The sequence below is a fragment of the Thermincola sp. GK-1 genome, from assembly GCF_059412445.1.
Window position 1 is genome coordinate 1 of sequence record NZ_JBSQAT010000007.1, and the last position, 24,688, is coordinate 24,688.

23 protein-coding genes and 1 tRNA gene are annotated in these 24,688 nt (G+C 44.1%); 5 read left to right on the forward strand and 19 right to left on the reverse strand.

The genetic code is table 11. From position 1 onward, the window contains the following. The 3 genes from ACSNJE_RS08120 to ACSNJE_RS08130 all read left to right on the forward strand — a co-directional run. On the forward strand, positions 1 to 471 hold a 471-nt coding region (locus tag ACSNJE_RS08120; protein ID WP_495252416.1), incomplete at its 5' end, for a methyl-accepting chemotaxis protein. A 3-nt stretch (positions 472 to 474) separates the two neighbouring features. Next, positions 475 to 942, forward strand: coding sequence for a chemotaxis protein CheW (locus tag ACSNJE_RS08125; RefSeq protein ID WP_495252417.1), 468 nt, complete (start codon positions 475 to 477; stop codon positions 940 to 942). A 253-nt stretch (positions 943 to 1,195) separates the two neighbouring features. Further along, positions 1,196 to 1,777 (forward strand): hypothetical protein, encoded by a 582-nt coding sequence (locus ACSNJE_RS08130; protein ID WP_474773972.1) that lies wholly within the window; start codon positions 1,196 to 1,198, stop codon positions 1,775 to 1,777. A 98-nt stretch (positions 1,778 to 1,875) separates the two neighbouring features. Here the strand turns inward: ACSNJE_RS08130 and ACSNJE_RS08135 are convergent, their stop codons facing one another. Beyond that, a complete protein-coding gene (locus ACSNJE_RS08135; protein WP_052217966.1) occupies positions 1,876 to 2,373 on the reverse strand; it encodes a class I SAM-dependent methyltransferase in 498 nt (165 codons plus the stop codon). 123 nt (positions 2,374 to 2,496) lie between these two features. Next, on the reverse strand, positions 2,497 to 4,854 hold the full coding sequence (locus tag ACSNJE_RS08140; protein ID WP_495252418.1) for a protein kinase domain-containing protein: 2,358 nt from the start codon (positions 4,852 to 4,854) through the stop codon (positions 2,497 to 2,499). Between the two features lie 291 nt (positions 4,855 to 5,145). Between ACSNJE_RS08140 and ACSNJE_RS08145 the strand changes: the two genes are divergently transcribed. Then, a tRNA-Arg gene (locus tag ACSNJE_RS08145) sits at positions 5,146 to 5,220 on the forward strand. Between the two features lie 120 nt (positions 5,221 to 5,340). Here the strand turns inward: ACSNJE_RS08145 and ACSNJE_RS08150 are convergent. Continuing rightward, the gene (locus ACSNJE_RS08150; RefSeq protein ID WP_160315544.1) at positions 5,341 to 5,487 is read right to left on the reverse strand and encodes a hypothetical protein; all 147 of its coding nucleotides are present in this window, start codon (positions 5,485 to 5,487) and stop codon (positions 5,341 to 5,343) included. A gap of 159 nt (positions 5,488 to 5,646) precedes the next feature. On the opposite strand from ACSNJE_RS08150, the gene ACSNJE_RS08155 reads away from it, so the two are divergent. Next, positions 5,647 to 5,964, forward strand: coding sequence for an antibiotic biosynthesis monooxygenase family protein (locus ACSNJE_RS08155; RefSeq protein ID WP_495252419.1), 318 nt, complete (start codon positions 5,647 to 5,649; stop codon positions 5,962 to 5,964). A gap of 80 nt (positions 5,965 to 6,044) precedes the next feature. Here the strand turns inward: ACSNJE_RS08155 and ACSNJE_RS08160 are convergent, their stop codons facing one another. The 16 genes from ACSNJE_RS08160 to ACSNJE_RS08235 form a co-directional block, all read right to left on the reverse strand. Continuing rightward, positions 6,045 to 6,689: an endonuclease III domain-containing protein gene (locus ACSNJE_RS08160; protein WP_474773976.1), complete on the reverse strand. Its 645-nt coding sequence runs from the start codon at positions 6,687 to 6,689 to the stop codon at positions 6,045 to 6,047. Between the two features lie 78 nt (positions 6,690 to 6,767). After that, positions 6,768 to 7,043, reverse strand: a complete 276-nt coding sequence (locus tag ACSNJE_RS08165; protein ID WP_495252420.1) for a hypothetical protein — start codon at positions 7,041 to 7,043, stop codon at positions 6,768 to 6,770. A gap of 155 nt (positions 7,044 to 7,198) precedes the next feature. Then, complete coding sequence (locus ACSNJE_RS08170; protein WP_160315543.1) at positions 7,199 to 7,348, reverse strand: hypothetical protein; 150 nt, start codon at positions 7,346 to 7,348, stop codon at positions 7,199 to 7,201. Positions 7,349 to 7,401: 53 nt separating this feature from the next. Next, positions 7,402 to 7,851 (reverse strand): hypothetical protein, encoded by a 450-nt coding sequence (locus ACSNJE_RS08175; RefSeq protein WP_052217960.1) that lies wholly within the window; start codon positions 7,849 to 7,851, stop codon positions 7,402 to 7,404. 48 nt (positions 7,852 to 7,899) lie between these two features. Continuing rightward, on the reverse strand, positions 7,900 to 8,799 hold the full coding sequence (locus ACSNJE_RS08180) for a selenium metabolism-associated LysR family transcriptional regulator (protein ID WP_013120839.1): 900 nt from the start codon (positions 8,797 to 8,799) through the stop codon (positions 7,900 to 7,902). A gap of 190 nt (positions 8,800 to 8,989) precedes the next feature. After that, positions 8,990 to 9,625 carry an adenylate kinase gene (locus ACSNJE_RS08185; protein WP_427916559.1) on the reverse strand — a complete coding sequence of 212 codons (636 nt, stop codon included), beginning with the start codon at positions 9,623 to 9,625 and terminating at the stop codon, positions 8,990 to 8,992. A 181-nt stretch (positions 9,626 to 9,806) separates the two neighbouring features. Continuing rightward, a complete protein-coding gene (gene rd / locus ACSNJE_RS08190) occupies positions 9,807 to 10,526 on the reverse strand; it encodes a rubredoxin (RefSeq protein ID WP_474773977.1) in 720 nt (239 codons plus the stop codon). A 66-nt stretch (positions 10,527 to 10,592) separates the two neighbouring features. Then, the gene (locus ACSNJE_RS08195; protein WP_474773978.1) at positions 10,593 to 11,180 is read right to left on the reverse strand and encodes a DUF2062 domain-containing protein; all 588 of its coding nucleotides are present in this window, start codon (positions 11,178 to 11,180) and stop codon (positions 10,593 to 10,595) included. 74 nt (positions 11,181 to 11,254) lie between these two features. Further along, positions 11,255 to 13,726 (reverse strand): AAA family ATPase, encoded by a 2,472-nt coding sequence (locus tag ACSNJE_RS08200; protein ID WP_495252421.1) that lies wholly within the window; start codon positions 13,724 to 13,726, stop codon positions 11,255 to 11,257. Further along, positions 13,723 to 14,829 carry a metallophosphoesterase family protein gene (locus ACSNJE_RS08205; RefSeq protein WP_474773980.1) on the reverse strand — a complete coding sequence of 369 codons (1,107 nt, stop codon included), beginning with the start codon at positions 14,827 to 14,829 and terminating at the stop codon, positions 13,723 to 13,725. Before ACSNJE_RS08205 ends, ACSNJE_RS08200 begins: the two co-directional genes overlap by 4 nt. Positions 14,830 to 14,951: 122 nt before the next feature. Further along, positions 14,952 to 16,355, reverse strand: a complete 1,404-nt coding sequence (locus tag ACSNJE_RS08210) for a SpoVR family protein (protein WP_495252422.1) — start codon at positions 16,353 to 16,355, stop codon at positions 14,952 to 14,954. A 33-nt stretch (positions 16,356 to 16,388) separates the two neighbouring features. Continuing rightward, positions 16,389 to 17,540: a sporulation protein YhbH gene (yhbH, locus tag ACSNJE_RS08215; RefSeq protein ID WP_052217944.1), complete on the reverse strand. Its 1,152-nt coding sequence runs from the start codon at positions 17,538 to 17,540 to the stop codon at positions 16,389 to 16,391. Between the two features lie 25 nt (positions 17,541 to 17,565). Further along, positions 17,566 to 19,461, reverse strand: coding sequence for a PrkA family serine protein kinase (locus ACSNJE_RS08220; protein WP_052217942.1), 1,896 nt, complete (start codon positions 19,459 to 19,461; stop codon positions 17,566 to 17,568). Positions 19,462 to 19,855: 394 nt separating this feature from the next. After that, the gene (locus tag ACSNJE_RS08225) at positions 19,856 to 21,262 is read right to left on the reverse strand and encodes a sensor histidine kinase (protein WP_495252423.1); all 1,407 of its coding nucleotides are present in this window, start codon (positions 21,260 to 21,262) and stop codon (positions 19,856 to 19,858) included. Beyond that, complete coding sequence (locus tag ACSNJE_RS08230; RefSeq protein ID WP_474774571.1) at positions 21,259 to 21,939, reverse strand: heavy metal response regulator transcription factor; 681 nt, start codon at positions 21,937 to 21,939, stop codon at positions 21,259 to 21,261. Before ACSNJE_RS08230 ends, ACSNJE_RS08225 begins: the two co-directional genes overlap by 4 nt. Positions 21,940 to 22,033: 94 nt before the next feature. Beyond that, positions 22,034 to 24,688 carry an ABC transporter permease gene (locus ACSNJE_RS08235; RefSeq protein ID WP_495252528.1) on the reverse strand — a complete coding sequence of 885 codons (2,655 nt, stop codon included), beginning with the start codon at positions 24,686 to 24,688 and terminating at the stop codon, positions 22,034 to 22,036.

Sequence of the window (24,688 nt, forward strand, 5' to 3'; positions counted from 1 at the left end):
GCCGACCTGATAACCAATATTCAGAAAGGGACCAAGGTGGCCGTAGAATCCATGCAGGTGGGCACCAGAGAAGTGGAAGAAGGTGTGACCCTGGCCCAGGAAGCCGGGCGTTCCCTGGAGGAAATAGTAAACGGTGTGCAGGTGGCCGGGGAGCATGTGCAAAAAATTATGGGCCTGATCAATGATATTTTGCAGAGCAGCCAGGAAGTTTCCAAGGCCGTTAACAACGTGGCCGCCATAACGGAAGAAAACACGGCCGCTACCGAGGAAATGTCGGCTTCTGCCCAGCAGGTCAATTCCTCCATGCAGAGTGTGGCTTCCATATCCGAAGAGAATGCCGCGGCAGCGGAAGAGGTATCAGCATCCACAGAAGAACTCACTGCCTCTATAGAAGAGATCTCTGCTTCATCGGAACAATTGGCGAAAATGGCCCAGGACTTACAGGCTATAGTTGCCAAATTTCGCGTTTAGGGGGTGGAGCAATTGAGCCAAATTTCAGAAGAAGAAAAGCAATATGTCGTTTTCCGGCTGGGTTCCGAAGTTTTCGGCATAGACATCAACAAGGTCAAGGAGATTATAGTTTACCAGGAACCTACCCATATGCCAGGGAGTTCAGAATTTATAGAGGGAATAATTAACCTGAGAGGACATGTGATTCCCATCTTCAGCCTGCGGAAAAAATTCAATTTCCCGGAAGCCGGGGATATGGGAAAAACGCGGATAATTGTGGTAGAAGCCGGCAACAGTACCGTGGGGATAGTGGTGGACGGCGTTTCCGAGGTAGTCATGATTTCCGGCAGTGTAATTGAAAAACCATCCTCTCTTCTCACTTCTACCGTAGACGAAAATTACATCACCGGGGTGGCCAAAATGGAATCGGGATTGGTCATAATCCTTGATTTAGAAAAGGTTATTGGCCGGGATATGGCTGAAGCTGTATAAATGCTCATACAGTCTGACAGGGGGTTAGCCAAAACATCAATGCGTAAACCATCAAAATCGCGCTCCCAATAACGGGAGTTTTTCTTTTACCCCAACTTGGCCTAACCGCCGAAATGCAGCGCCGCTGTATGCTGCGCGGCATAAATAATACATGAAAACGAGGCAGCCGTTCCATATTTTTACTATACACTCCAATAATAATAAAAGCATTAATAACTAACAATATAAACAATAAAAAAGACACATGTTAGGAGTGGTCAAGTTGTTCAAAATTAAAGACAGATTCTTGTTGGGTGTTGTAGCCGGTTTAGCTGGAAATACTATAAAAATGGCCATTGATGAAATCTCCATCAAAAAAAAGATATCCCAGCGCTCCTTCCGCGAGACTGCGGCCGGTGTCTGGGTATCAAACCGGAAGGAAGCCCTTAATATAAAAGGACAAATCCTCGGAGGGTTACTTGATTTCGGCATGGGTATGTTGGGTGGTATTGCCTCAGTATCTTTACTGTCCAAAACCGGGCGGGACCATATCATAACCAAAGGAATTACCTCAGGTATAGCCATGGGCTCGTTAATTACTTTTGTTTTGGGCACTTTACCCATAAACCAAATAAGACCGAAAGATGCAGCCAGTAATCTTTCATACATGGTCAGCCATGCTGCATACGGATTGGTTACAACAACGGTTGCCGCCAAACTCGGCCATCCCTCTTTATTTGATACAAAACCGCAAAATAATTATCTTGCACCGACAGAACTTACCTCTGAACAAAAAAAAATTTATAACACACCGGAACCAAAATATCATAAAACACAAAAACTTGAGCGGGCTTAATCGATCATCCATCAGTCCGCAATCCGCGTAAGCGGGAGCGGTTATGCAGTAAGAGACTTTGACCGGAGCGGAGGAATCATTTATCCCTGTCCGTACATTTATATTCTCCTGTACAGAGCGCCTATCGAATAACAGCCGCGGAAATCAGCCAGGCGGAAAAATCCCCTGTTTAAAAATAACCGGTCTAATGCCGTTAAAGTCATACCGTTAGAAGTGCGGGCGGTACGCATTTCCTTTACCTCGACAAAAACTAAACCGTCCCTTTTAAGTATATCCTGAAAAATTGATACCAGCCGTGAATTTGTGGCATTATCCAGCAGGTTCATAACAAAGGTGCAAACCACCGCATCAAAAGTACCCGGCCAGGTTTCTATAACCGCCGGCGAAATCACGCTTATAATCTGGTTTTCGCCCGGTTTAAACCGGGCGAATTTCTCAATGACCGGCGTTTTTTCCACCGCTATTACCGAAAAGCCCAATCCCTGTAAATACCTGGTATTGCGAAATGTTCCGGCGCCAAAGTCAAGTATGCGGGAGCATCCCATTTTTGCCATTAAGGGCGCCACTTTAACAATATTATTAGCCACCTGCGGCATCTCTCTTATCTTCCCTGTATACTTTGATTGCTTTTCCTACACAAGTCTTGTTCTCCACTTATTATTCTCCACTGGAAATAATAAAATACCCGCCTGTTGCGCTTTGTTTCAACAGGCGGGCCGTTACCAGGAAATATCCAAAATATATGGTTTTTCGGTGTCAGCAATATTTAAATCGGAACCAAAAATAAACCGTGCCGACTTTTCCTTCGGGTCCATAGGTTCCAGGAAAACTACCTCATCTATATATTCTCCGGGCATTAACTCAAGGGTCGGTTGTGAAAAAATTCCATACCGGTTGGGGATTTCTCTGAAAACCCTGTTACCCTGACGTCCAATCGGTTTTGATAAAACAAAATAGGCTTTATGGCGGGAGTAGTTTGCAACGGTTATAAATAACCTGGTTTCTTTGGTCGCAAACTCCACCCGGTTAATATTTACCACTTCACCATCCATATTCACCGCTTTATTCGGATAAACCGTCAACACAGTGGGGGCCAGAACAGACCATGGATCCTCTACCGGTTCAATCTTATCGGCCACAATAATCGGCGTGCTGCCTTTACTACCTTTGATGCCGTTTTTGATTTGCACACTGCCCACAACTTTGATATACTCGGAATACTGTAGCATGAAATGAGGTTTGCGGTATTCTACAATCAAGTTTTTAAAGGGTACATTATCACCTTCTACAGTAATGGTAAAAATAGTGGTGGTATCGGTCAGTTGTAGAATCTTCTCAATTTTACCCACCAGGTTAACAGGTACTCCTTTGAATTTGGCAGGGTCGGAGTACAATGTCCTGAGGTTTTCATTGGTAAAACCGTATTGAGCAGTTTGCAGAAAATCGCCCGTTGCTTTTCTGGAATCACTGTAGGCCTGATAACTCACAAGAAAAATGATAATAACCAGAGTTACCAGCGTTACAGTGGTTAAAAACTTTCGTTCACTGGCCATTAACCCTCGCAAAGGAGCAGGCAGCTTTTGGACCCATCTCCGGTAACGACCTCCGGACAACTGACCGGTACCTTTCAAATAGGGTTGCTCCTTTACAAATACATAGTATAAAGCCTCTCGCAGTTCAGTTACAGACTGAAACCTTTGTTCCGGTTCCTTGGCGAGGCATTTCATGACAACATCGGCAACCATGGACGGGACTTGCGGATTTTTTTCCTTAATGGGAGCCGGTTCCTGATACAATACTTTATTCACTAATTCCCCGATATGCCCACCGGTAAAAGGATATTCCCCCGTCAATAGCAGGTACATCAGCACTCCCAGGCCAAAAATGTCCGTCTTTTCATCAACCTTTTTACCGGTTATTTGTTCAGGAGCCATCACAGAAGGAGTTCCTATGCCGGCCAGGGTCTGGGTTAACGAAGAATCCTCTGTTAAACGCGCAATACCAAAATCTGATACTTTTACCTTCATATCCCCGGTGAGCAAAATATTGGCCGGTTTTAAGTCCCGGTGCACAACGTGGTTAGTATGGGCATGCTCCAGAGCTGCACAGACGGGCTCAATAATGTTGTAGGTTTCTTGCCAGCCGGGCTTTTTATCATGCAGGTATTCTTCCAGGGTTATCCCGTCAATGTATTCCATGATCAGGTAATAATCCCCGTTATCTTCATAGTAGTCATAAACAGCTACTATGTTTTCATGGTTTAGCTTAGCATTAATCTGGGCTTCCCGGAAAAACCTGCGGACGGCTTCGGGGTCCTTTTGTTTACTATGCATTTTTTTAATGGCAACTTCCCTGTCCAGTTTTATATCAAACCCACGAAAAACAGTCCCAAAATTCCCTCGGCCGATTTCCTCATAAATTTCATATCTGTGTACATTTTGCCCCAGTTGTTCCGTAAGGAATCCCGGAGCAAAATACTCTGTCTGATCCCTATGCTCCGCCGGAACAAGGATTTCGGCAAAATGTGCGATGTCTTCCCTGGAGTAACTGGCCCCTTCCCTGGTATGAATGTAATCGACCAGTTCATCCAGCTTCAACACTTTTACCCTGCCCACATAACCGGGTCTGGTAAACTCCATTGTACTGAGGTCTGCTTCTTCATGCACAAAAACAACTATGGGGTATACCTTGACACTCACCTTATCTCCGTATTCATTTAAGTAACGAACCGTTGTATAGGACTTGACAATCTTGGCGTAATGGTTTACCTGGTTGGCGGGGTTTCCTATTTTGACTTTTTTGTTTTTTCCGGACCTTTTTCGTTCCTGTGTCCAGTTTCCCATTAATCCGCCGGATATTTTACCGTGCATATTCTTGCTCTCAATGACAAAAACACCATTAGGGCCAATAACGACATGGTCAATGTCGATAGTGGCCCCATGGTAAAATATCCTGGGAGAATTTAAGACTACGTAATCCTCAGGAAGGCTCTTTTCCAAAAGTGAGGATACCTTTTCTTCTCCTGGTTGCCCGTATATTCCCGAAATTTTGGAAACATTTTTCAGAACCCTTGCCATCACTATCCCCACCATTATAATGCGCAAATAACACTTTTGTATTAATTTTACCAACAATTTTGGCTTTTTGCCACTAATATTAATTTATACCCTTATAGTAAATAGCAGCGGGCTCCAGTATATACCAATATACCAATTTTATATTTACTATATTATATATTCTAATATGCATATTACTAATGTTCAATCTGATTGTTTTTCCTTTTTTACTTGATTTGTCTAGTATTTTAAGGTCTTACTTGACATCGGCCCAATTTTCCGTTAGACTATTTATTGTGCAAATCATCATATGCGCCCGTAGCTCAGTGGATAGAGCACAGGTCTCCGGAACCTGGTGCGTAGGTTCGATTCCTACCGGGCGCACCATTTAAATCATAACATGACACAGGTCCAAAGTCTGATAAAAGGTCGGATAAATTGGCGAAACACGACAAAATGTCGTGTTTCTTTTCATGTTATTTGTATTATTATAAACCAGCTTTCCGGCTAATATTGTATTTTACTTTCCTTACCGGGATTTATTGTATTTTCCTTCTGCTCCTTTATTTTTTCCGCCTCTGGAATTTGGTCGTCATTGTGAATTGCTTCCAGCCCGATTTCTTCCAAAATCTGATTTATCAAATCTTTACTCATTTTATCCCCCCTTAAAATTTACCGACAAATTATAAATATGCTTATTCAGGTCAAAAAATTCATCTTTTCCCAAAACAATTTTCCAAAGGGTACATTTCATATTTAGCCGACATATTATATTCAGAAATAATCAGCAACTGTCAGGGAGGTATTATATAAATGATTATATCCATTGGCCGTCTTGTATTCAAGCCAGGTATGGAAGCCAAGGGCCTGGAAACCGTATTCGAAAACTCTGCACTGGGCGCTGAACAAAAAGGTTGTCTCGAAGCCACAGTCCTGCAAAACCTGGATAATCCCGCAGAAGTTTTATTAATATCGAAATGGCAGGACCAGGTCAGCTATTCCAATGCCATCACAAACTTAAAAAGAGACCCCAAAGCCAGAAGACTTTTCCTCAAGGTACTGCCCCAGTTGGAAAAACAGCCTACTTACGCCTCATACAAATTTTGCCGACATAAATTTTGCTTCCGGTAACAGTTTTTTTAACGACAGTTCACCATTAAAAAAGGATGGCCAAAAACAGCGTAAAAGGCCATTCTTTTTGCGGATGAGAGTTATCCTTCATTTTCAACCTTATTCTTTAGTTTAAAACGGCATACTGACTGTATCGGGCAATTGCCACAGTCGGGTTTCTTGTTGGAACAAAACCTATTTCCTATACCCACAATAAGGGCATGGTATTCATTATAATAACGTACATCCGGTGGAATATGTTTCATAAAAAATTGCTGCATCTCATCATAACTAACGGATTCCTCAAAAAACCCCAACCGGTGAAATATTCGCCTGGTATACGCATCCACCACAAAAACAGGTTGCTCGGCAGCATATAAGATTATACTGTCGGCTGTTTCAGGGCCAATTCCATACAAGCTAAGAAGTTCCCTACGCAACTCCTCCTTATCTTTCTGCAGAAATTTATCCAGATCGCCATGGTAGTTGTCCATTATATGATTAACAAAAGCCCTAAGTTTCTTAGCCTTCATCCGCCAGTACAAAGTAGGCACAATATGTTTTTCAATTTCCTCGATAGGCGCCTTATACATCGCCTCCAGTGTAAGAATACCCGCAGCCCGCAGATTTTCTATTGCTTTGCTCACATTCCGCCAAGCCACGCTTTGGGTTAGTATTGCGCCCACTATAATTTCAAACCTGGTTTCTCCCGGCCACCAATTCCTGGGTCCAAAGTAGGCAAACATAAGGTCGTATATATGCTGCAGTTTCTCTAAAGTTTTCGTTGCTTTGGTTTTCAGTTGCCATCCCCTCTTTGCCGTTAATTAAACTTCATATTTCTCCCAACGTTTTTTATCGTGGTCAGCATCTTTATGAATATATTTATTGCAGCGGATGATGCGCTTCCTCTCCCGGTCGTCGAAAGGGCATTCTCCTTTTTTTAACAGTTTGCATTTGGGACAGGCCCGTTTAGGACCTTCCGTAGGTGATTCCATCATTTCACGAATTTTTTGCCTGCAGGCGGAACAAACCCACTTTTCCGGCACAATTGCCGGTGTCAGGCGTAATTTCCCACATACTCTGCATTTTTGTCTCTTCATATTCTCTCTCCATCCGACCTTGAAATATTTCTTTTTTCAACATCATTTCGCAATATCCTGCAACAACAATCCAAAACATGAAAAAAGCTGACTTCTGTCAGCATAATAACCAATCATTTGTGCAATAATACAGCCGTTAAAGTTTTTCACCGGTGCTAAAGTATTTCACTCTGTTTAAACATATGCCTTGGTTTAAAATGTTCGCACTGACATTCAAATTCCGACAGTCTGTCGCTGCCGATAATGTTCAGTCGGCATTCGCCGTCTTTAGCATGCACGCATTCGGCAAAACAAGGTGTCGTCAAAAAAAATCACCTCCTTTGATATTATCTCCGGAAAGGTGATTTAATATTTGAAATTAAAGTGGCGGCTCGTATATGTGACTGATAATGCCCAAACAAAACAGGAATATTAAAGCTATTTCCACGTGAATAACCGGAATACCCCTAAAAAGGGGACTTTTGGCAATCAGCCTGGACGGTTCGGTAAACCAGTTGGAAATGTTAAACCCGTAATTTATTATGGCCGTTAAGGCAAAAACACCAAGCCATAAAAAAAGAATTTTAAACCTGGGGTAGTTCTTGCTGTATTCGTTGGCCGGTATCCTGTTTACCATTTCAAGCAAGAGAAATTTACTAAAACCTTTCAACAAACCCGCCCCTAATCCGAAAACCGCTACCAAACCCGCGTTAATATCACCGCCGGGAGCCAGTTTGACAACTAAAAACAGGGCCGTTAGCCCCAACAGCACACCGGTAAACATCTCCCGGTAAACAAAAACTATACCCCGCCAAATAAGTCTGCGCAATTTTTATTCTCACTCCTGTTAACACATGGTATGCCTTTACCAAGCAACTTAATTAGTACTATAGGCTTTTATCTCATTGATAAAAGTAGTCGTCAGTTGATTTAAAAACTTGTGAGTATTCCAGGCCAGATAGAGATCCCGCACCGAATTCCAGCCGGGAAGCTTTATCTCCTTAAGTAGTCCCAGTTTTAACGCCTCATCTGCCGCCCATCTGGAAACCATACTTATACCCAGACCCGATTCTACAGCCGTAATTACCGCTCTGGTGCTGCCCAGTTCCATGGCCACATCCATCTGCGCAGGCTGGATACCTATACTTTGCAACCGTTCCAGCATAACCTTTCTGGTCCCTGAACCATGCTCACGTAAAATATATTTTTCTTTCTGCAGGTCCGCAACGGTTACCTGTTTTTTCTGTCCTATCGGACTGGCAGACGAGGTGATTAACACCAGTTCGTCATCAAGCAGCTTTTCAAACTTTACCACGTCATTTTTGATCCTGGCACCGGTAACACCCAGGTCCGCCGTCCGCTCTCTGAGGGACTCAATGACCTGACCTGTATCGCTGATGACGAGTTCAATCTCGATTTGGGGATATTTTTCCTTAAAACGGCCAATGAATTTGGGCAGGATATATTCACCCGGGATGGTGCTGGCAGCAATCCTCAAGTGGCCCCGCCGCAAACCTTTCAGCTCGTCAAGGGATTCTACAATTCTTTCATAAGAAGCAAGAATTCTTTCGGCCTCTACCAGGAAAATCTCGCCAGCCTCAGTCAAAACCACCTGCTTGTCATTTCTCTCCATTAACTGCACATCCAGCCGTTCTTCCAGCGCTTTAATCTGGGCGCTGACAGCCGGCTGGGTCATATACAGGAGCTTGGCAGCTTTGGTGAAACTCTTCTGCTGGGCCACGTAAACGAAGGATTTAAGCTGGCGTAAATTAAACATAAGTATATCTCCCATCACCATGTTTTACAAAATACTTCAATATTTTTTTTAGTAATCCTGCACAATTATAAATTTTATTTATTTATCTCAACATAAATTGCTATTACAACTACCCATAAAAAAGCAGCCCGTTCATAGGCTGCTTTCCACTATATTTTCAGCAGAATTCATAATTCATATTTGTACTGTTTTACTTTTTTAAGGCGGCTAAAATATCAGCCAATACTTTGTCAATGGGCTGGTCGCCGTTAATATTTATTAACAGCCCCTTCTCTTTGTAGTAGTCAATCAGCGGCTGGGTCTGTTCTTCGTAAACATCCAGCCTGTTATTAACTGTTTCTTCGTTATCATCGCTCCTCTGATACAGTTCACCGCCGCAGTTGTTGCATACACCCTCTTTTTCCGGTGGGTTAAATAAGACGTGGTAGCTGGCTCCACAGCTCTTGCAAACCCTCCGGCCGGTCAGGCGGGCCAGAAGTTTTTCCCTGGGCACCTCTATATTGATTACCCCATCAAGTTTGATGCCCATTTCATCCAATGTCTTGGACAGAGCTTCTGCCTGTGCGATGGTTCTGGGAAAACCGTCCAATAAAAATCCTTTTTCGCAATCGGGTTGTGAAAGCCGGTCTTTAACCATTCCCACAACAACTTCATCGGGAACGAGTTGGCCTTTATCCATATATTCTTTAGCCTTTTTCCCCATTTCCGTTCCTTCTTTGATCGCAGCTCTGAACATGTCGCCTGTTGAAATGTGAGTAATGTTCAACTCTTTAACCAATACTTCTGCCTGAGTACCTTTTCCGGCCCCCGGCGGGCCCATAATCATCAGCTTCAATGCTACCCCTCCCACAAAATGTTGTAAATCGTTGATACCAGCCTTTTCCCAGTATCCTATTAAAATGAATTATATCATATTTGTCCCAGAAAAAAAACTGTCAAATATGAAAATTCAAAAATTATAACAAAGCCCCTTTAAAGCCGGATTACATGAAACACAGTTATCTACATCAGAGTTTCACCCACTGCCCATTTACTTTTTCAAACTGGTCCTTGCCAACCCCACAAACAGGACATACCCAGTCGTCGGAAATATCCGCAAAAGATGTTCCTGGCTTTATCCCTGAATCGGGGTCGCCTGACGCGGGGTCATATATGTACCCACAAACCATGCAGCGATATTTATCATTTCCTGTGGCCCTGCCCTGAGCAGCATTACTGCCGGCTGCTTCAACTTTGCCGCCGAAGTCCTGTGGTTTCTTGCCGCTCTTGATTTCATGGTAGTTGGCATAAGTCATCGGAACACCGTCTTTTACTGTCTCGGCATTCACAACCTCCCCAATAAAGACCGTGTGTGTGGCAACGTCGATACTGTCAATGACTTCAGCCTCAAAGTAAGCGATAGTATTTTCCAGTTCGACGGGCACCCCCGTCTGACCCTGTTTGTACCGAATACCTTCCAATTTGTCAGCTTCCCTGCCGGAACGGAAACCAAAATTTCCTATGAAATTCATGGGAGCGTCAATGGGTAGTACGGAAACGGTAAATACCTTACTTGCCCTGATGTATTCATGAGTCAGATTGTTTTTATTAATACTTACTGCCATAGTCAACGGCTCGGTACTGATCTGAAATACGGTATTGGCCACCTGGCCGTTTAGTTTGTCGCCCTTTCTCGAACACACGATGTACATACCATAGCTCAGCTTGAAAAATGCTCTGGTATCCATCAATACACCTTCCTTCCGTAATTTTTTGATTATTTATTGATTATCCCGTTTTTACCGGGCTAATACCTATTTATTTCGCTGCTGTTTCCGGTCCCTGTGGTGAATCTTATGTTCTATTTCCTCATGGATATTATGCAGACTCCTGTCAACCTTTGATTTTAAATACATCAACCGGTCCCAACTCAAAAACACCGCCCAGTAAACAATTATAGCCAGGGTCAGGCCCGACACCAGGCTGCCAATCCAGAGAGGCCATGCATAATATACCAGTTTATAGAAAAGGCCGGGCTGAACATTGACCCACCCGATATGCAAAACGGTCATAAGCCGGACACCCAGTTTATACTGAAGAGGAATGATTACCGGGGCCGTAACAGGGTTTGTAACCCAGCAGACAATTATGGCTGCCGGGATATTTACCCGCAAAAAATAGGCCGCCGCCCCAGCCAGCAACATCTGCAAACCGATAGTGGGAGTAAAAGCGACAATTGTCCCTACCGCCAAACCTGCCGCCACGGAGTGCCTGGTCATTGTCCAGCATTCTTTTTTGAAAAGTTTTTCGCCTATGGCCCGGTGTAAAATGGTGCCCCGTAAATGGTGCCGGCGAGGCAGGTTTTTTATAATTTTTTCCTTTATATCACGAAATTTTAACATAAATTATCTTTCCCACTGCTAACACAGATTCCTTCCACACCGGAGGTTAATTGTCCTTTTTGGGTAGCCGGTAATCATATGCTGGTGGCAGCAGCTTCCGGAATACCAGCCAAAAGATGCTCGTCTTTGGTCAACCAGATAATTTGGTGCTCCTTAGCCAGTACTCTTAATATTTCGATAGTCTTAAGCAGCCGCTCACTGTCAAAGTTTACAAATGGGTCATCCAGGAAAATGGGAAAAGTTGCGCAATTTGTCAAGTACTCGCCAAGGGCAATTCTCAATGCCAGGTAGAGTTGGTCCCGGGTACCGGTACTCAGGTACTGGACATCACGGTAACAATTGTATTGCTCATCCAGATATTGAAAGACCAGTTTGTCCCCTTCCATCTCCAGTCGAACATCCCGGTACCTTTTCTTGGTAATCCATTGAAATATTTTTATTACCTTATCCTTTACCTGTGGAGCAAGCTTTGACCTGGCCTCTTCTGTGGCTTCCTGAATAAGCTTGACAGCAAGTTCTATGCTTTTGCCTTCCAACTCAAGCTGCTTTAATAAAGCCTCTTTTTCGGTCAAGGCCGATTTGAGGCTCCAGATATCGCGATCCAAGAGAATAAGGCGGCTGTAATTCTCCAAACCCGCGGCAATCTTTATTTCTTCCTCGCGGGCCCTTTCCAACAGGCCGGTCAATTCGGCCAACTCCTCTTTCAGCCGGAGATACTCCGCCTCAGTAATGATTTCTGTCCCCAATTGCTGTCGGAGCCCGTCAATTTCTTCCTCCAGAACGGCTATTTCTTTGTCAATGTTTTCAGCATGAGTTTCTTCTCTTAAAAAAGCCAGAGTATCACTGGCAAGTTTTACCTCTGCTTTCAGATCTTTGTACTTTTCGTAATCTCTTTTAAATTGTTCCGCTGACTCGACACCGGCCTGCTGCAAAATTTCCTTCAGTTGCCGCAAGTACTGGTTAAGCTCTCTTTGCAAATCATCCAACTGTTCTTCATAGGGTTCCGGGTCCAGGCTCCGGAGTTCTTCCTCCAGCAGTTGGATTTTCTGCTTTATTTGGATCTGTTCCTTTACTTTTGTTTCAAATTCTTCAAGTTCTTCGCGGTCAAGAATGCCTTCCAGCATTCGCTTATATGTCGTTAAACCTGACTTTGCTCTTTCTAATTCTGTTGCGGTTATTTTCGCCAGTTCCTTGGATACACCGTGCTTCACATCCAGGCCGCCGAAATAAATAATCAGAATACCACTGGCGACCATGATGCTGGCCACCACATAACCCCATATACTGCCTGTAAACACCCCTACAGCAGAAAACAGACAGAGCCCAAGCCCCAGCCAAAAAGTCCAGGAAAACCTGCTGCCCCGATATGCGGCCAGCTCATCCAACCTTTGTTCTTTCTCCGAAATTTCCTGCTGCAGGTTACTGATAGCGGCCTGCAACCTGCGGGCTTCCGCGAGATTTTTTTCATTGTAGCGGACAGAATAGTAGACGGCCATCGTTTTACTGTAGTCACCCATCTCCCGCTGGACTACCTGCCTCTTACCCTTCACTTTCTGGTACTCGTAATTGACTTGTTCTATCCTCTGTTCAACCTGGTTAATTTTGCGGTCCAGGTATTCCAGGTTTTGCAGGTTTTCCGGGTTAAATGCCCGGTCGCCCGCCTGAAAAAGAATCAGGCGGTTATTTAATTCGTTCAGTTCCTGTTCCTTTTCAGCAATTTTCCTCCTAATTTCCTGCAGATTTGTCAGCCTGGCCGTCAATTGCTCGTACCGCTCCCTGAAACCACAACGGTTTTCATAATCCTCTAGGAGGGGAGCTATTTCCGCAATCCGCCGCTCGAGGCCTTCCTTTTCGGCCTGTTTTCGCTTCAGCCGGTTCAATATCCCGTTATATTCGGCATGATATGCCGTTACCTCATCGAGTTCCTCTCTAAGGCGCTTAATTTCTTCCAGGCAGGCTTTTATAGGACCGGGATTAGGAGTTTGCCGGCCAAATCCCCGGTTTAACTCTTTCAGACGGTCGGCCAGTATGGCCAGGATTTCCTTGACTGATATGCCTGAACCACTTTCCGTTATTTTTTTGATGATGGCATCAGTTAATTCTGTCCGGTTAAGTTCAGCCACTTCTTCCTGCTTTATCAGCAGAGTGCTTTGAAACAGCTTGCCCGATGGCAAACCCAGCCTTTCCCGCAGCAGGTCCTCGACAGAAACGTCTGCCGGCAGTTCCCGACCGTCCTGTAGTTTGGTTACCTGCACCTGGTCACCTTTAAAATCACGTTCAATTTTGTAGTCAAAAGCATCACCAAAGTTAACTACCATACTCGCCCGGTAAGGCGCTGTCTCATCCCAGGGTCTGTAGCTTTCCCGCAGGGCTTTTACTTCTTCGCTGCGACCCTTGAAGCCGTAAAGGATGCCCAGTATGGCATTTACCAGGGTGGTTTTCCCCGCTTCATTAAGGCCTTTGACGATATGGAAGGACTCGCTGAAGCGGAATGCCTGGTTCACAAGTTTGCCAAAACCGGTAATATGGACTTCCTTTAGTCTCAATCGAGGCGCCTCCCTTCAATGGCCGTTAAGCCAACCCGAAGGGTTTCCAGCAGCAGAAGGCGTTCTTCTTCTGTCAGGTTTGGGCTGTTCAGGCGTTCGTTAATTTTTCTGACAAAAATTCCTTTAATAGTCTGGTCGTTGGGATGACAAGCGGGAACCAGAGTAGTATCCTCAACTACTTCCAGGTAAAAGAACTTCTCCGCAAACTGTTCCCTGATTTTAACCTGCAGTGGATACAGGTCCAGGTCAACAATACCTTTTATAATTACCTTTACACAGGCTTCCGGATCCGTCCACCTTTCTAACTGCCGGTAGAGGTCCGGCAGGGTTTTTCCCGTTGCGTTATATTGGTATACCTTATATGGCCGGGAAGGTATGGGGACAGGGGTTATCCCTGTGCCGACGGCAGAAAATTCCACCAAAAGGACATACCTCTCCCCAATATTATCAAAAGACAATGTGCTTGGCGATCCGGAGTAAAAGGCTTTTACTCTTCCCGCCGAACAGTCCTGAAAATTATGGTAATGCCCTAAAGCAATGTAATCCATGCCAGAATCGGCAATTTCTGTTGCCTCTATCGGGCCGTAATTATCCCGGACCAAGGGCAGGGTTTTTACGGTGCCATGCAGCATAGCTACATGGTAGCCGGGATTATCCCTTTTCCGCAGCCTCTGTAAGGGGGAACTACCGCTCACTGCGGTTTCATAAGGCACTCCGTATATTGTCAAGTTTTCTAATTCCACCACGTTTTCCCGGCCTGGAGCAAAGAGATAAACGTTCTCATTGTCCTCTCCGATACCGGCAAACATGCGGGTGATCTCTTCGTCATGATTCCCTGGGATGACAAATACTTTGATCCCCCTGTTCGTCAGGCGTTCAAAGGCAAGCCAAACCGTAGTGAGGGTATGCCTGTCCACCCGGCTGGAGTCAAAAAGGTCTCCGGCAACCAATACCCCTTGGACTTCTTCAGCTATGGCCACATCGGCAATTACATCAAGGACCCGGAGAAGCTCCCGGCGCCTTACTTTCCTGGCCTGTTCGCTGAACTTACCAAATAACCAGTCAATATGCAAATCCGAAGTATGCAGCAGTTTAACATTCATATTCAATGCTTCCTTTCACGGGATGCGAGTAATACCTCCGCTTTAACACAACCTTTTCAACAAATCCACCAAAATTTCCTGCTATTTTTTGTTATCTCTGCCAATGGAAACAGATAAGCGGCCTATAAAAGCCGCTTGGTCGTTCTTTCACCGTTATACGAGAAAAGATACTTTTTATTATCAAGAATCGTTTCCAGGTGTACAGTCCTTTTCCAGATCCGGTAAACACCGGGCAGGGTTTTTTCCAGATAGAAAATATCCAGATCCCGGCCGTCGTGGTAATGTTTCAGATACAGTTCCCCGTTTAAGTTATAGTCAGCATCCTCTACTTTGATAACGGGGTAACCGCAGTTGGTCAAAAGAGTAACCATCCCTTCCCTGACCTTTTCCCAGTCCGTTTCGGTGACCTGCCACCTGGTATAAACTTTTTTAAAGAGATAGAGGTCCAGGTCTTCGACCAGTTCCTTGGTCAGGTAATTTCTTATAAAAGAAATATCATTTTCCGTGGTACGGACCTCAAACATCTTTGCCCTTCCCTCGCCACCGGCGCGGCCGTACTTTTCCTTTTCCTCTTCTGTCGGGTTATCCCATCTCTTCTCGATATCTTCCCATATTTTGAGTCCCACCAGGTATGGATTTATACTCATCCGGGAAGGTTGCAGGATACCGGCATTCATTTTAGCAAACTCGATGGTCTCTTCTTCCGTTAAATCAATTTCACGCATAATCCTGGCATGCCAATAGCTTGCCCAGCCTTCGTTCATAATCTTTGTTTCCATCTGCGGCCAGAAATAGAGCATTTCTTCCCGGATAATGCAGAGAATGTCTCTCTGCCACTCCTCCAAATTTTTCGCATGGGCCGCCATAAAGGACAGTAGGTCTTTTTCCGGTTCCGGCGGAAATTTCTTGGGTAGGTTATTGGAATCTTCCTGTTTAGGCTTTTCTTCGCCTAAATACCATAGGTCATCATAAGGTGTTTCCTGCCTTTGTTGTTCGGGTTTGGCCGACAATTTCTGCCGGGGTTTATATAGGTCGGGTTCGATATGTTCCTGTATTGATAAAACGTCATCAATAAAACCTTCCACCTTATCCCGTCCGTATTTTTGTTCATACCCCATGATCCTGTCAGCGCTTACCGCCATACTTTCGATCATGTTCCGGTTGGTGTTTTTAAAGTGGAAATTGTTTTTAAAAAAGTCACAATGGGCAAAGACATGCGCTATAACCAACTTGTTTTGAATAAGGGAATTTCCGTCCAGTAGAAAGGCATAACAGGGGTTGGAATTGATCACCAGTTCGTAAATCCTGCTCAGGTTATAATCATACTGAGTTTTCATTTTGTGAAAGGCTTTCCCAAAACTCCAGTGACTGAACCTGGTGGGCATGCCATAGGCGCCAAAGGTATAGATAATATCGGCAGGACATATTTCAAACCGCATATCATAGAAATCCAGGCCAAACTTTCTTGCCTGTTCGGCGATTTTTTCTATTGCTTCTTCCATAATTTTGATTTCTTCGGTTTTCATGCTGCCCCCTTTAATCATACCAAAATAAATTCCTTAAACCTGAAATACATCCCGTTTGGGATTAAAAAACGCCCTTAAAGCAGGGTAGACTCCCGATTTATCTTTGATCAGAACACTTGTAAATCTGGGATTTTTGATCTGCTGGTAAACCTTCATCAAACTGCTGGAATTATAATAAAGCCCTTCAATTTCACCATAACCGAAAATATTACACACATCCAATAACCGGTTAACCAGTCGGAGGCATTTCTCGTTGTCTGACGGTAGATTGTCTCCGTCAGAAAAATGAAAAGGATAAATGTTATAATCAGATACCGGATACCGCTCTTCAATAATTTTCAGAGCCAGTTCATAAACAGAGGAACACCTGGTACCGCCGCTTTCTCCTTTGGTAAAAAATTCTTGTTCCGTTACTTCCTTGGCTGTAGTGTGGTGGGCCAAAAAAACTATTTGCACATTTTTATATTTGGTCCTGAGGAATCTGACCATCCAGAAGAAAAAACTGCGGGCAATATACTTTTCAAAGGGGCCCATGGAGCCGCTGGTATCCATCATGGCAATAACCACGGCGCTGGACTGGTGCTTGATTTCTGTCTCCCAAGTCTTAAACCTGAGGTCATCAGGAATAATCTTCAATTCTGAGCTACCTTCCCTGGCATTGCGCCTGATACTTTCCAACAGGGTTCTCCTTTTGTCAATATTGCTCATGATTCCTTTTTTGCGGACATCTTTAAATTCTATAGACTCCGTCACCATTTCCGGCTGTTTCTTTTCCTGTAAATTAGGTAAGCCCAAATCTTCGAAAATCAGTTCCGCCAGTTCGTCTACCGTGATCTCCGCCTCATAATAATCAACCCCCGGTTCGTCACCGGCGCCCCCGCTTTTTCCGCTGCCCCTGGCACTGTCGCTGCCTAAAACGTTGCCGGGTTTTGTTTTTCCTTTCCCTTGTCCAACGTGTTCCTGTTTATTCAGGTTAAACCGGAAACGGTATTCTTCCAGGGACCTGATAGGCACTTTCACTATCTTTTTGCCGTCAGACATGATGATACTTTCCTCGCTCACTATATCGGCAAGGTTCTTTTTTATGGCCTCTTTGACTTTTTTCATGTGCCGCTGCTGGTCAACGTAACCTTTTCGGTGAAGGGACCAATCCTCTTTAGACACGATGAAGGAAAATTTCTCCATAGCCCTTCCTCCCGCGGCAGCAAAATTACCTGTTTAATAAGCTGCCTACATATTTCAGCAGTTCATTGGCGCATACCGGGCAGTATTTATACTCATCAATTAATTTGGCAATTACTTCGTTGATCTTTTTCAACTGATTTTCATCAGGCGTCTTTGTTGAAGTAGTTATCTTGACTACATCTTTCAGGTCAGCAAAGAGTTTTTTCTCGATTGCTTCTCTGAGACGCTCATGGGAACTGTAATCAAACTTTTTCCCCTGGCGGGCGTAACTGGATAATCTGATCAGGATTTCTTCTCGGAAACTCTTTTTGGCATTTTCTGAAACTCCGATTTGCTCCTCTATGGACCTCATCAGCTTCTCGTCAGGATCTAACTCTTCTTCCGTAATGGGGTCTTTCACCTTAACCCCGTTACAATAAGCTTCAATGTTGTCCAGGTAATTATTGAACAGAGTTTTGGCTGATTCATCAAAAGAATAGACAAAGGCCTTCTGAACCTCTTTTTTGCATATTTCATCATATTCTTTACGGGCGATGGAGATAAAATTAATCAGCCTTTCCTTCTCTTCTTTGGTAATTGACGGATGCTGGTCCAAACCATCCTTCAGCGCCCGCAAAATATCCAGAGCATTAATACAATATGTCTCCGTTTTAATGAGCGCTGTAGAAATTCTGTTGATTACATACCGGGGGTCGACACCTGTCATGCCTTCTTCGGGAAATTCATTCTGCAGTTCTGCCAAATCCTTTTGTTTAAACCCTTCCACATCCTCGCCGTCATAGATCTTCATTTTTTTCACCAGGTCCATGCCCTGTTTCTTAGACTCTTTCAAGCGGGACAAAACAGAAAAAATCCCGGCAATGCGCAAGGCATGTGGCGCAATATGAATACCCCGCATATCACTTTGATGAATTAATTTTTCGTAAATTTTTTCTTCTTCCGATACTTTTAAATTGTACGGAATAGGAATAACTATAATCCTTGACTGCAGAGCTTCGTTTTTCTTGTTGCTAACAAAGGCTTTGTACTCGGCTTCGTTAGTATGGGCAATAATTACCTCGTCGGCGGATATAAGAGCAAATCGCCCCGCCTTAAAATTCCCTTCCTGGGATAAACTTAACAGGTTCCAGAGAAATTTTTCGTCGCATTTCAACATCTCCTGAAATTCCATAATTCCACGATTGGCTATGTTTAATTCCCCGTCAAACCTGTAAGCTCTGGGGTCTGACTCGGATCCGTATTCAGTTATTGTTGAAAAATCCACACTTCCCGTTAAATCAGCTATATCCTGGGACTTTGGGTCAGAAGGGGTAAAAGTACCGATGCCTATCCTCTTCTCTTCGGAAAGGATTACCCGCTCAACAGGTACCTTTTCCACTTCCCCATTATATTGAGTTTCCACCATCATCCGGCAGGCCGGGCATAATTCCCCTTCAATATAAATACCATAGTCTCTTTCAAAAGCTTTTCGCATATCCCTCGGAATCAGGTGCAGAGGTTCTTCATGCATCGGGCAGCCCTTAATGCCATACAGCGCCCCCTGGGGAGTCCGGCTGTACTTTTCCAGCCCCCGTTTCAGCATGGTAACAATCGTCGATTTACCCCCACTGACAGGCCCCATTAACAGAAGAATTCTTTTACGGACGTCCAGTCTTCTTGCCGAAGGATGAAAGTACTCCTCTACAAGCCTTTCCAGGGTTTTATGCAAGCCAAAAAGTTCAGAGGAAAAAAACTTATATTCTTTATAGCCATCCTTCTCCTCCACTCCGGCATCCTTAATCATATTGTAAACCCTGTCATGAGCTAACCGGCAAATTTCGGGCCGTTCCTGTACCAGATTCAGGTAATCCTCAAAAGTCCCTTCCCAGTATAGGGCTTTTTCTTGTTCCTGGTACTGCCTCAAATCCCTGAGAATATCCATGCACGTCCCTCCACATTTTTACTGCCAACCTCAACTTTAACCCTAAATAATTATATGCATTTTTATTATCAAAGAAGACTTTGCGGGCAATCTTAAGTTTGCCGCTTGATTATTAATATGCGGAGGGTTGAGTTAAGTTCACCTGTTTTTGCCTGCCCGCCAATTTTTATTTTTTTTTTCGCCAAAGCAGAAAAATACCTCATCCCGCCAAAGGCCCTGCTTCATTAAAGTCCCCCTTACAAAATAAAAACGCCCTGGCTTTTCCGGACGTTTCGTTGTTTATTTCCCGCTATTTTTCTTTGAAATTTTAAATCTTATTCAACATTCAGGAATACCGAATCCTTATTAAAACTACCTTAAAAATATCTAAATCGGATTTGTATATAACAATCTTTTACAAATGTCCGGTAGGCCGTAAAGGGATGTCTAATGAAAAGGTAGTCCCGTGTCCAACAGCACTTGTCACTTTTAGATTCCCGCCTATTAAATGGGCCAGTTTTTGTACAATAGCCAGTCCTAGACCAGTCCCTCCTAATTCACGGCTTCTCCCCTTATCGACCCGGTAAAATCGTTCAAATATGCGTTCAAGGTGCTCGTTAGCGATACCGTTCCCAGTATCAGCAACTAGTATCCGTACTAAATCCGGGTGCTGTTCAACCCTAACCTCTATTCTTCCACTTTCCGGGGTATATTTGATTGCATTATCCAACAGATTCAGCAATATTTGCTGAAGAGCATCTGAATCTGTTGAAACAAATATATGTTTCGGAATGATCCATGATATTTCCTGGTGTTTTGCCTCAGTTAAAATCTTCATTTGCTCAAGCAAAGGAACTAAGGTTTCATATAAATCGATAGTATTTAAATGGTTCTTAATTTTGTCACCGTCTGCTCTCGCCAAAAACAGCAACTGCTCGACCATGCGAATAAGCCGGTCTACTTCCTCTTCAATACCTCCCAACACTTCTTTATAGTAGTTAGTGCTGCGTTCCTTTTGTAATGCTAAGGATATTTCCCCTTTCATCACAGTTAAAGGAGTTCTAAGCTCGTGCGAGGCATCTTCGGTAAATTGTTTGTACCCTTCGACGGCAATTTCCAACCTATTTAGCATACGGTTAAGAGACCTGGCCAGCCTAGCCACTTCGTCCTCTCCCGGAATATCCAATCGCTTGTGCAACTCCTGTTCAGAAATTCGTTCGGCTGTGGCTGCTATGCTGGCTATCGGTGCTAAAGCTCTTCCGGTTATCAAACGGCTGGCCAAAAGGGTAATTGTAAAAAATAAGGGAGCCAAAATCACCACAGTTGCTATCAACATTTGCAACATATTTTCTATGGGTTCAAGTGATTGGCCTGTCTGTACAAAACCAGCGACTTTGTTGGCACTTATAATTGGCAAAGTGTACACCCTGATAGGCTCATCGTCATTAATTCTAGTCAGTTCCTGGAACCCACCTTTAAGAGATACATTACCAATACCATTAATTTTTACTGGTAAGTCCTCCAGAGGACCCCAGTGTCCTTGCACCCGCCCTTTATTATCGACTATGCGCACGAATTGGCGTTGTTTTTCCAACTCACTGGAAGGAAAGGCTTCTTTATAGATGATCTCGCTCTTATTAACACTTACGTCCATAGAAATCTGCTTGGCCATTTCAGTCAAAGAACTGTCCACCTGATGATAAAGCCAAGTTTGCAGGACAAAATAGACCAGAACCAGACTGACCAAAAAGGTTCCGGACAAAAAAACAGCATTAAAAAGCGACAGGCGGGAACGCAAAGTGACCGGCATTTTAATTTTCACTTATTATTACCACCCTGAATTTTATAACCTGAACCACGTACTGTATGAATTAATTTTTCAGAAAAGGCTTCATCAACTTTCTTACGTATTTGACGGATATAAACATCTACAATATTGGACTGGTTAAAAAAATTATAATCCCAAATATGCTCAGCAATAATTGTCCTGCTGAGAACCTGCCCGGCATTACGCATAAGCAACTCCAGCAGAGCGAACTCACGGTTGGTTAGCTCAATCTCCTGCCCGTTGCGAAATGTCCTGCGCGAAACGAGATCTAATTTTAAATCAGCAACAGACAAGATGTTCCCTTTACCTTCAGTACGCCGTCTTGCTAATGCCCGTATTCTGGCAAGCAACTCCTTAAATGCAAATGGTTTAACAAGGTAATCGTCCGCACCGGCATCCAATCCCTCTACCCTGTCATCAACAGCATCCTTGGCTGTCAACATTAACACAGGAGTATCAATACCTCGTTCTCTGACAGTTTTACAAAGCGTAATCCCATCCATTTTGGGCATTAGAATATCCATAATAATTAAGTCATAACTGAAGCTGTTTATCCAATTAAGCCCTTCTTCACCGTCATAGGCAACATCTACGGCGTAGGTTTCTTCCTCCAGCCCTCGCTTTATAAATGAAGCTATGCGTTTTTCATCCTCCACAACCAATATCCGCATCGAGATCTCCCCTTCTAACGACTGATTAAGCTATTAAATAGTGGTAACCATTAATATTTTCTAGGAAAATAGTTGTTATCCTTTAAGTCAATTTTTAACTTTGTCGTAAAGCTTTTACTACTTGTTTTTGAGAAACAGCCTGTACCGCAAATACCGCAACAATCACCGCAAAACTACCAGCCGCCAGTATTAATGTAAGATAACTCCACGGGATAAACAAAAACTGAGGTGGTGGGTCGAAAACTCCTGTAAGTACTTTTACCAATACCTTCGCGATTATGAAACCAAGAGTATAACCGGTTAACCCTCCGCCTACAAGAATTAGAAGCCCCTCGCTCCATAAAAAAGAGCCCAATTGTTTCCTGTTAGCACCGAGCGCCGTAAGAATTGAGAAAGTGCGTTTCCGTTCCACCAGACCTAATGCCAAAACTAACCCGGTCGCTCCTAAGATCAGTAAAAGCGCATAGATTAGTTCAAGACGAGTTAGCCCACGAAGATCAACTGCGGTAAGGCTTGAACTTATGATATTTTGAGTTGAACCAATGTCAGTCACCCTGATCCCGGGAAGTGAATTGACCACGGACCGAACTTGAGGTAAAAGACTTCTCGGATCAGTCTGAGTGCGAATTAAAATTGTTTCTGCTGCCGATGACCCAGTTTGCTGGGCAATATAACTTGCGTTTGCCACCAAAAAGGAATCTTTGGGAGCTGTGGGAAACTCCCTGACAACACCTATAAAATGAAAGGGAACTGCATGGTATTGATGATCTCTGGCATTTTGTAACCGGAGAATAAGCTTATCGCCCGGCTTGAGCTGAAAATCAGTAACTGTCTCTTCAGATACTAATACACCGTCCGGGCGGTTAGCTAATGCAGATAGCATTGCTTTAGCATTACCTCCCGTAAAATAAGCATCAGAAATATTGGTGGCATCGCTGATGTGAAGTGGATCAATGCCAAAAATATCCTGGAGATCGTTACCCACATATGCAAATCGATGCTGCATTGGTTGAATTGCAATGATACTAGGAATTAGTTTCAGGTTTGACAATTTGCTGCTTGGAGGTTCGGAAGTAGATCCTGTAACTGTTATATCAGCCCCATTGGTAAGTTCCGCATCAACATGTGACTGAGCGTTATAAGTTGTATTGAAAATTGCTGTAGAAACGGCAAAAGAAAAGGCCAGCGCAACAATCACTATGCCGTTTGTTATCAAGAATCTTTGCTTGCTAAGTGATGAGGCCAGTACAGTGGAAAGCCCGTGGGCAATAGGCCGGATAGTTTTGGCCAAAGCTTTTTTTCCACGTTCGATTCCGGAAGACCAAAGACGAATGAATAGCAATGCACCACCTATCCACAAGCAAAAAGGTGCAATGAAAGCCTGGTAATCTACGCTGGTCTGAGCTACCCCTTCCGGAGCCAAAACAAGTTGATAACTGGAACTTCTAGTTCTCCAGAATGTTACCATAGCCAGAATCAGTAAGATGACATCAATAAACGTACGCTGCCATAAAGGTTTTCGTTTTTTACCTATAACAGCCCGTGCAGCGGCCACGGTTGAACAACTTATTTCGTTCCAGGCCGGATAAAGTACAGCCAGGACAGTAAGCAAAATACCGGCCAAGGTCGCTAACAAAATCCAGATAATCATTGATGAATCCATTTGCAAATCGAAGGCGGCAATGTATTTAGCGTTAACATATGTCAGAATGAATCCTAATAATGTTCCCATCACGGCAACCAAAATGGCTTCAACTCCGGCAAGGGCAAAAATTTGCATTCTTGATGCCCCTCTGGTCCGCAAAAGTGCTTGCTCTCTACGTCGGCGGTGTTTGCCGGAAGCCGTAACAGCAAGAGTCAGAATAACAGCTAAAATGGTACCCGGTAATCCCAGGAACAAGAACAAAACTCTCGCGTACAAGGCGTCTTCACGCACCCCATCCAAACGGGATGCTAAGTTGTCACCAATAATACCGTTGCCTGCGATTCGCGCTTCAACGTTGTTAGCCAGCCTCTGAGCCGACAAATAAGCGCTTGTGGGGTCCCCTGGTAAATGGTCATGTGCAATTTTAACATGTAATTGACTGCGGACTGAGTCCGGTCGAACCTGCATCTGGGGATCAAATAGCTTATGCCATAGCTGGTCAGGAACCAATAACACATTGTCAGGCGGCGCCTGCGGGGCTACGCCTGCCGGCGTGCCGATGGCCTGAAAAAGAGAGTCTGCATTTGGCAGGTCAATAATACCATCAATAGTAAGCTCAACCGGAGCCAGCCCTACCCGTTCAACAGACACTTTATCCCCTACAGTTACATGTAAATTGGCTGCAGTTTGCTGGGCGGCCAATACTCCAGTATTTTTTCCCAGGAGATGCCGGATTTGTGCAGGGAATCGTTTCCGGTATTCCGGGCTGATACCAAGAACTTTACCTGGGCCGGTTGTCTGGATGGAGGCACCTGTCTGGGCAACAAAGCCAGCAGCGTCGGCATAGCCTACCTCCTCAATGGACGTAATTTTGGTCGCTTTTCCAATTTCTGTTTTCACCGCTGTTTTATTCGAACCCGGAAGCAACAAGATCTGCCAGTCTACGGGAATGTTTGCTATTGCCCTACTGGTCATAGACCTTGCACTTGACGAGATAAATGCCCCCATTGAAGCAAGGAGAGAAACTGTAATGGCAACCCCGAGGGCTGCACCCAGATGGCGCCCACCTCGTTTGAAAATCGAACCTTTCAACCATAAAAGCAC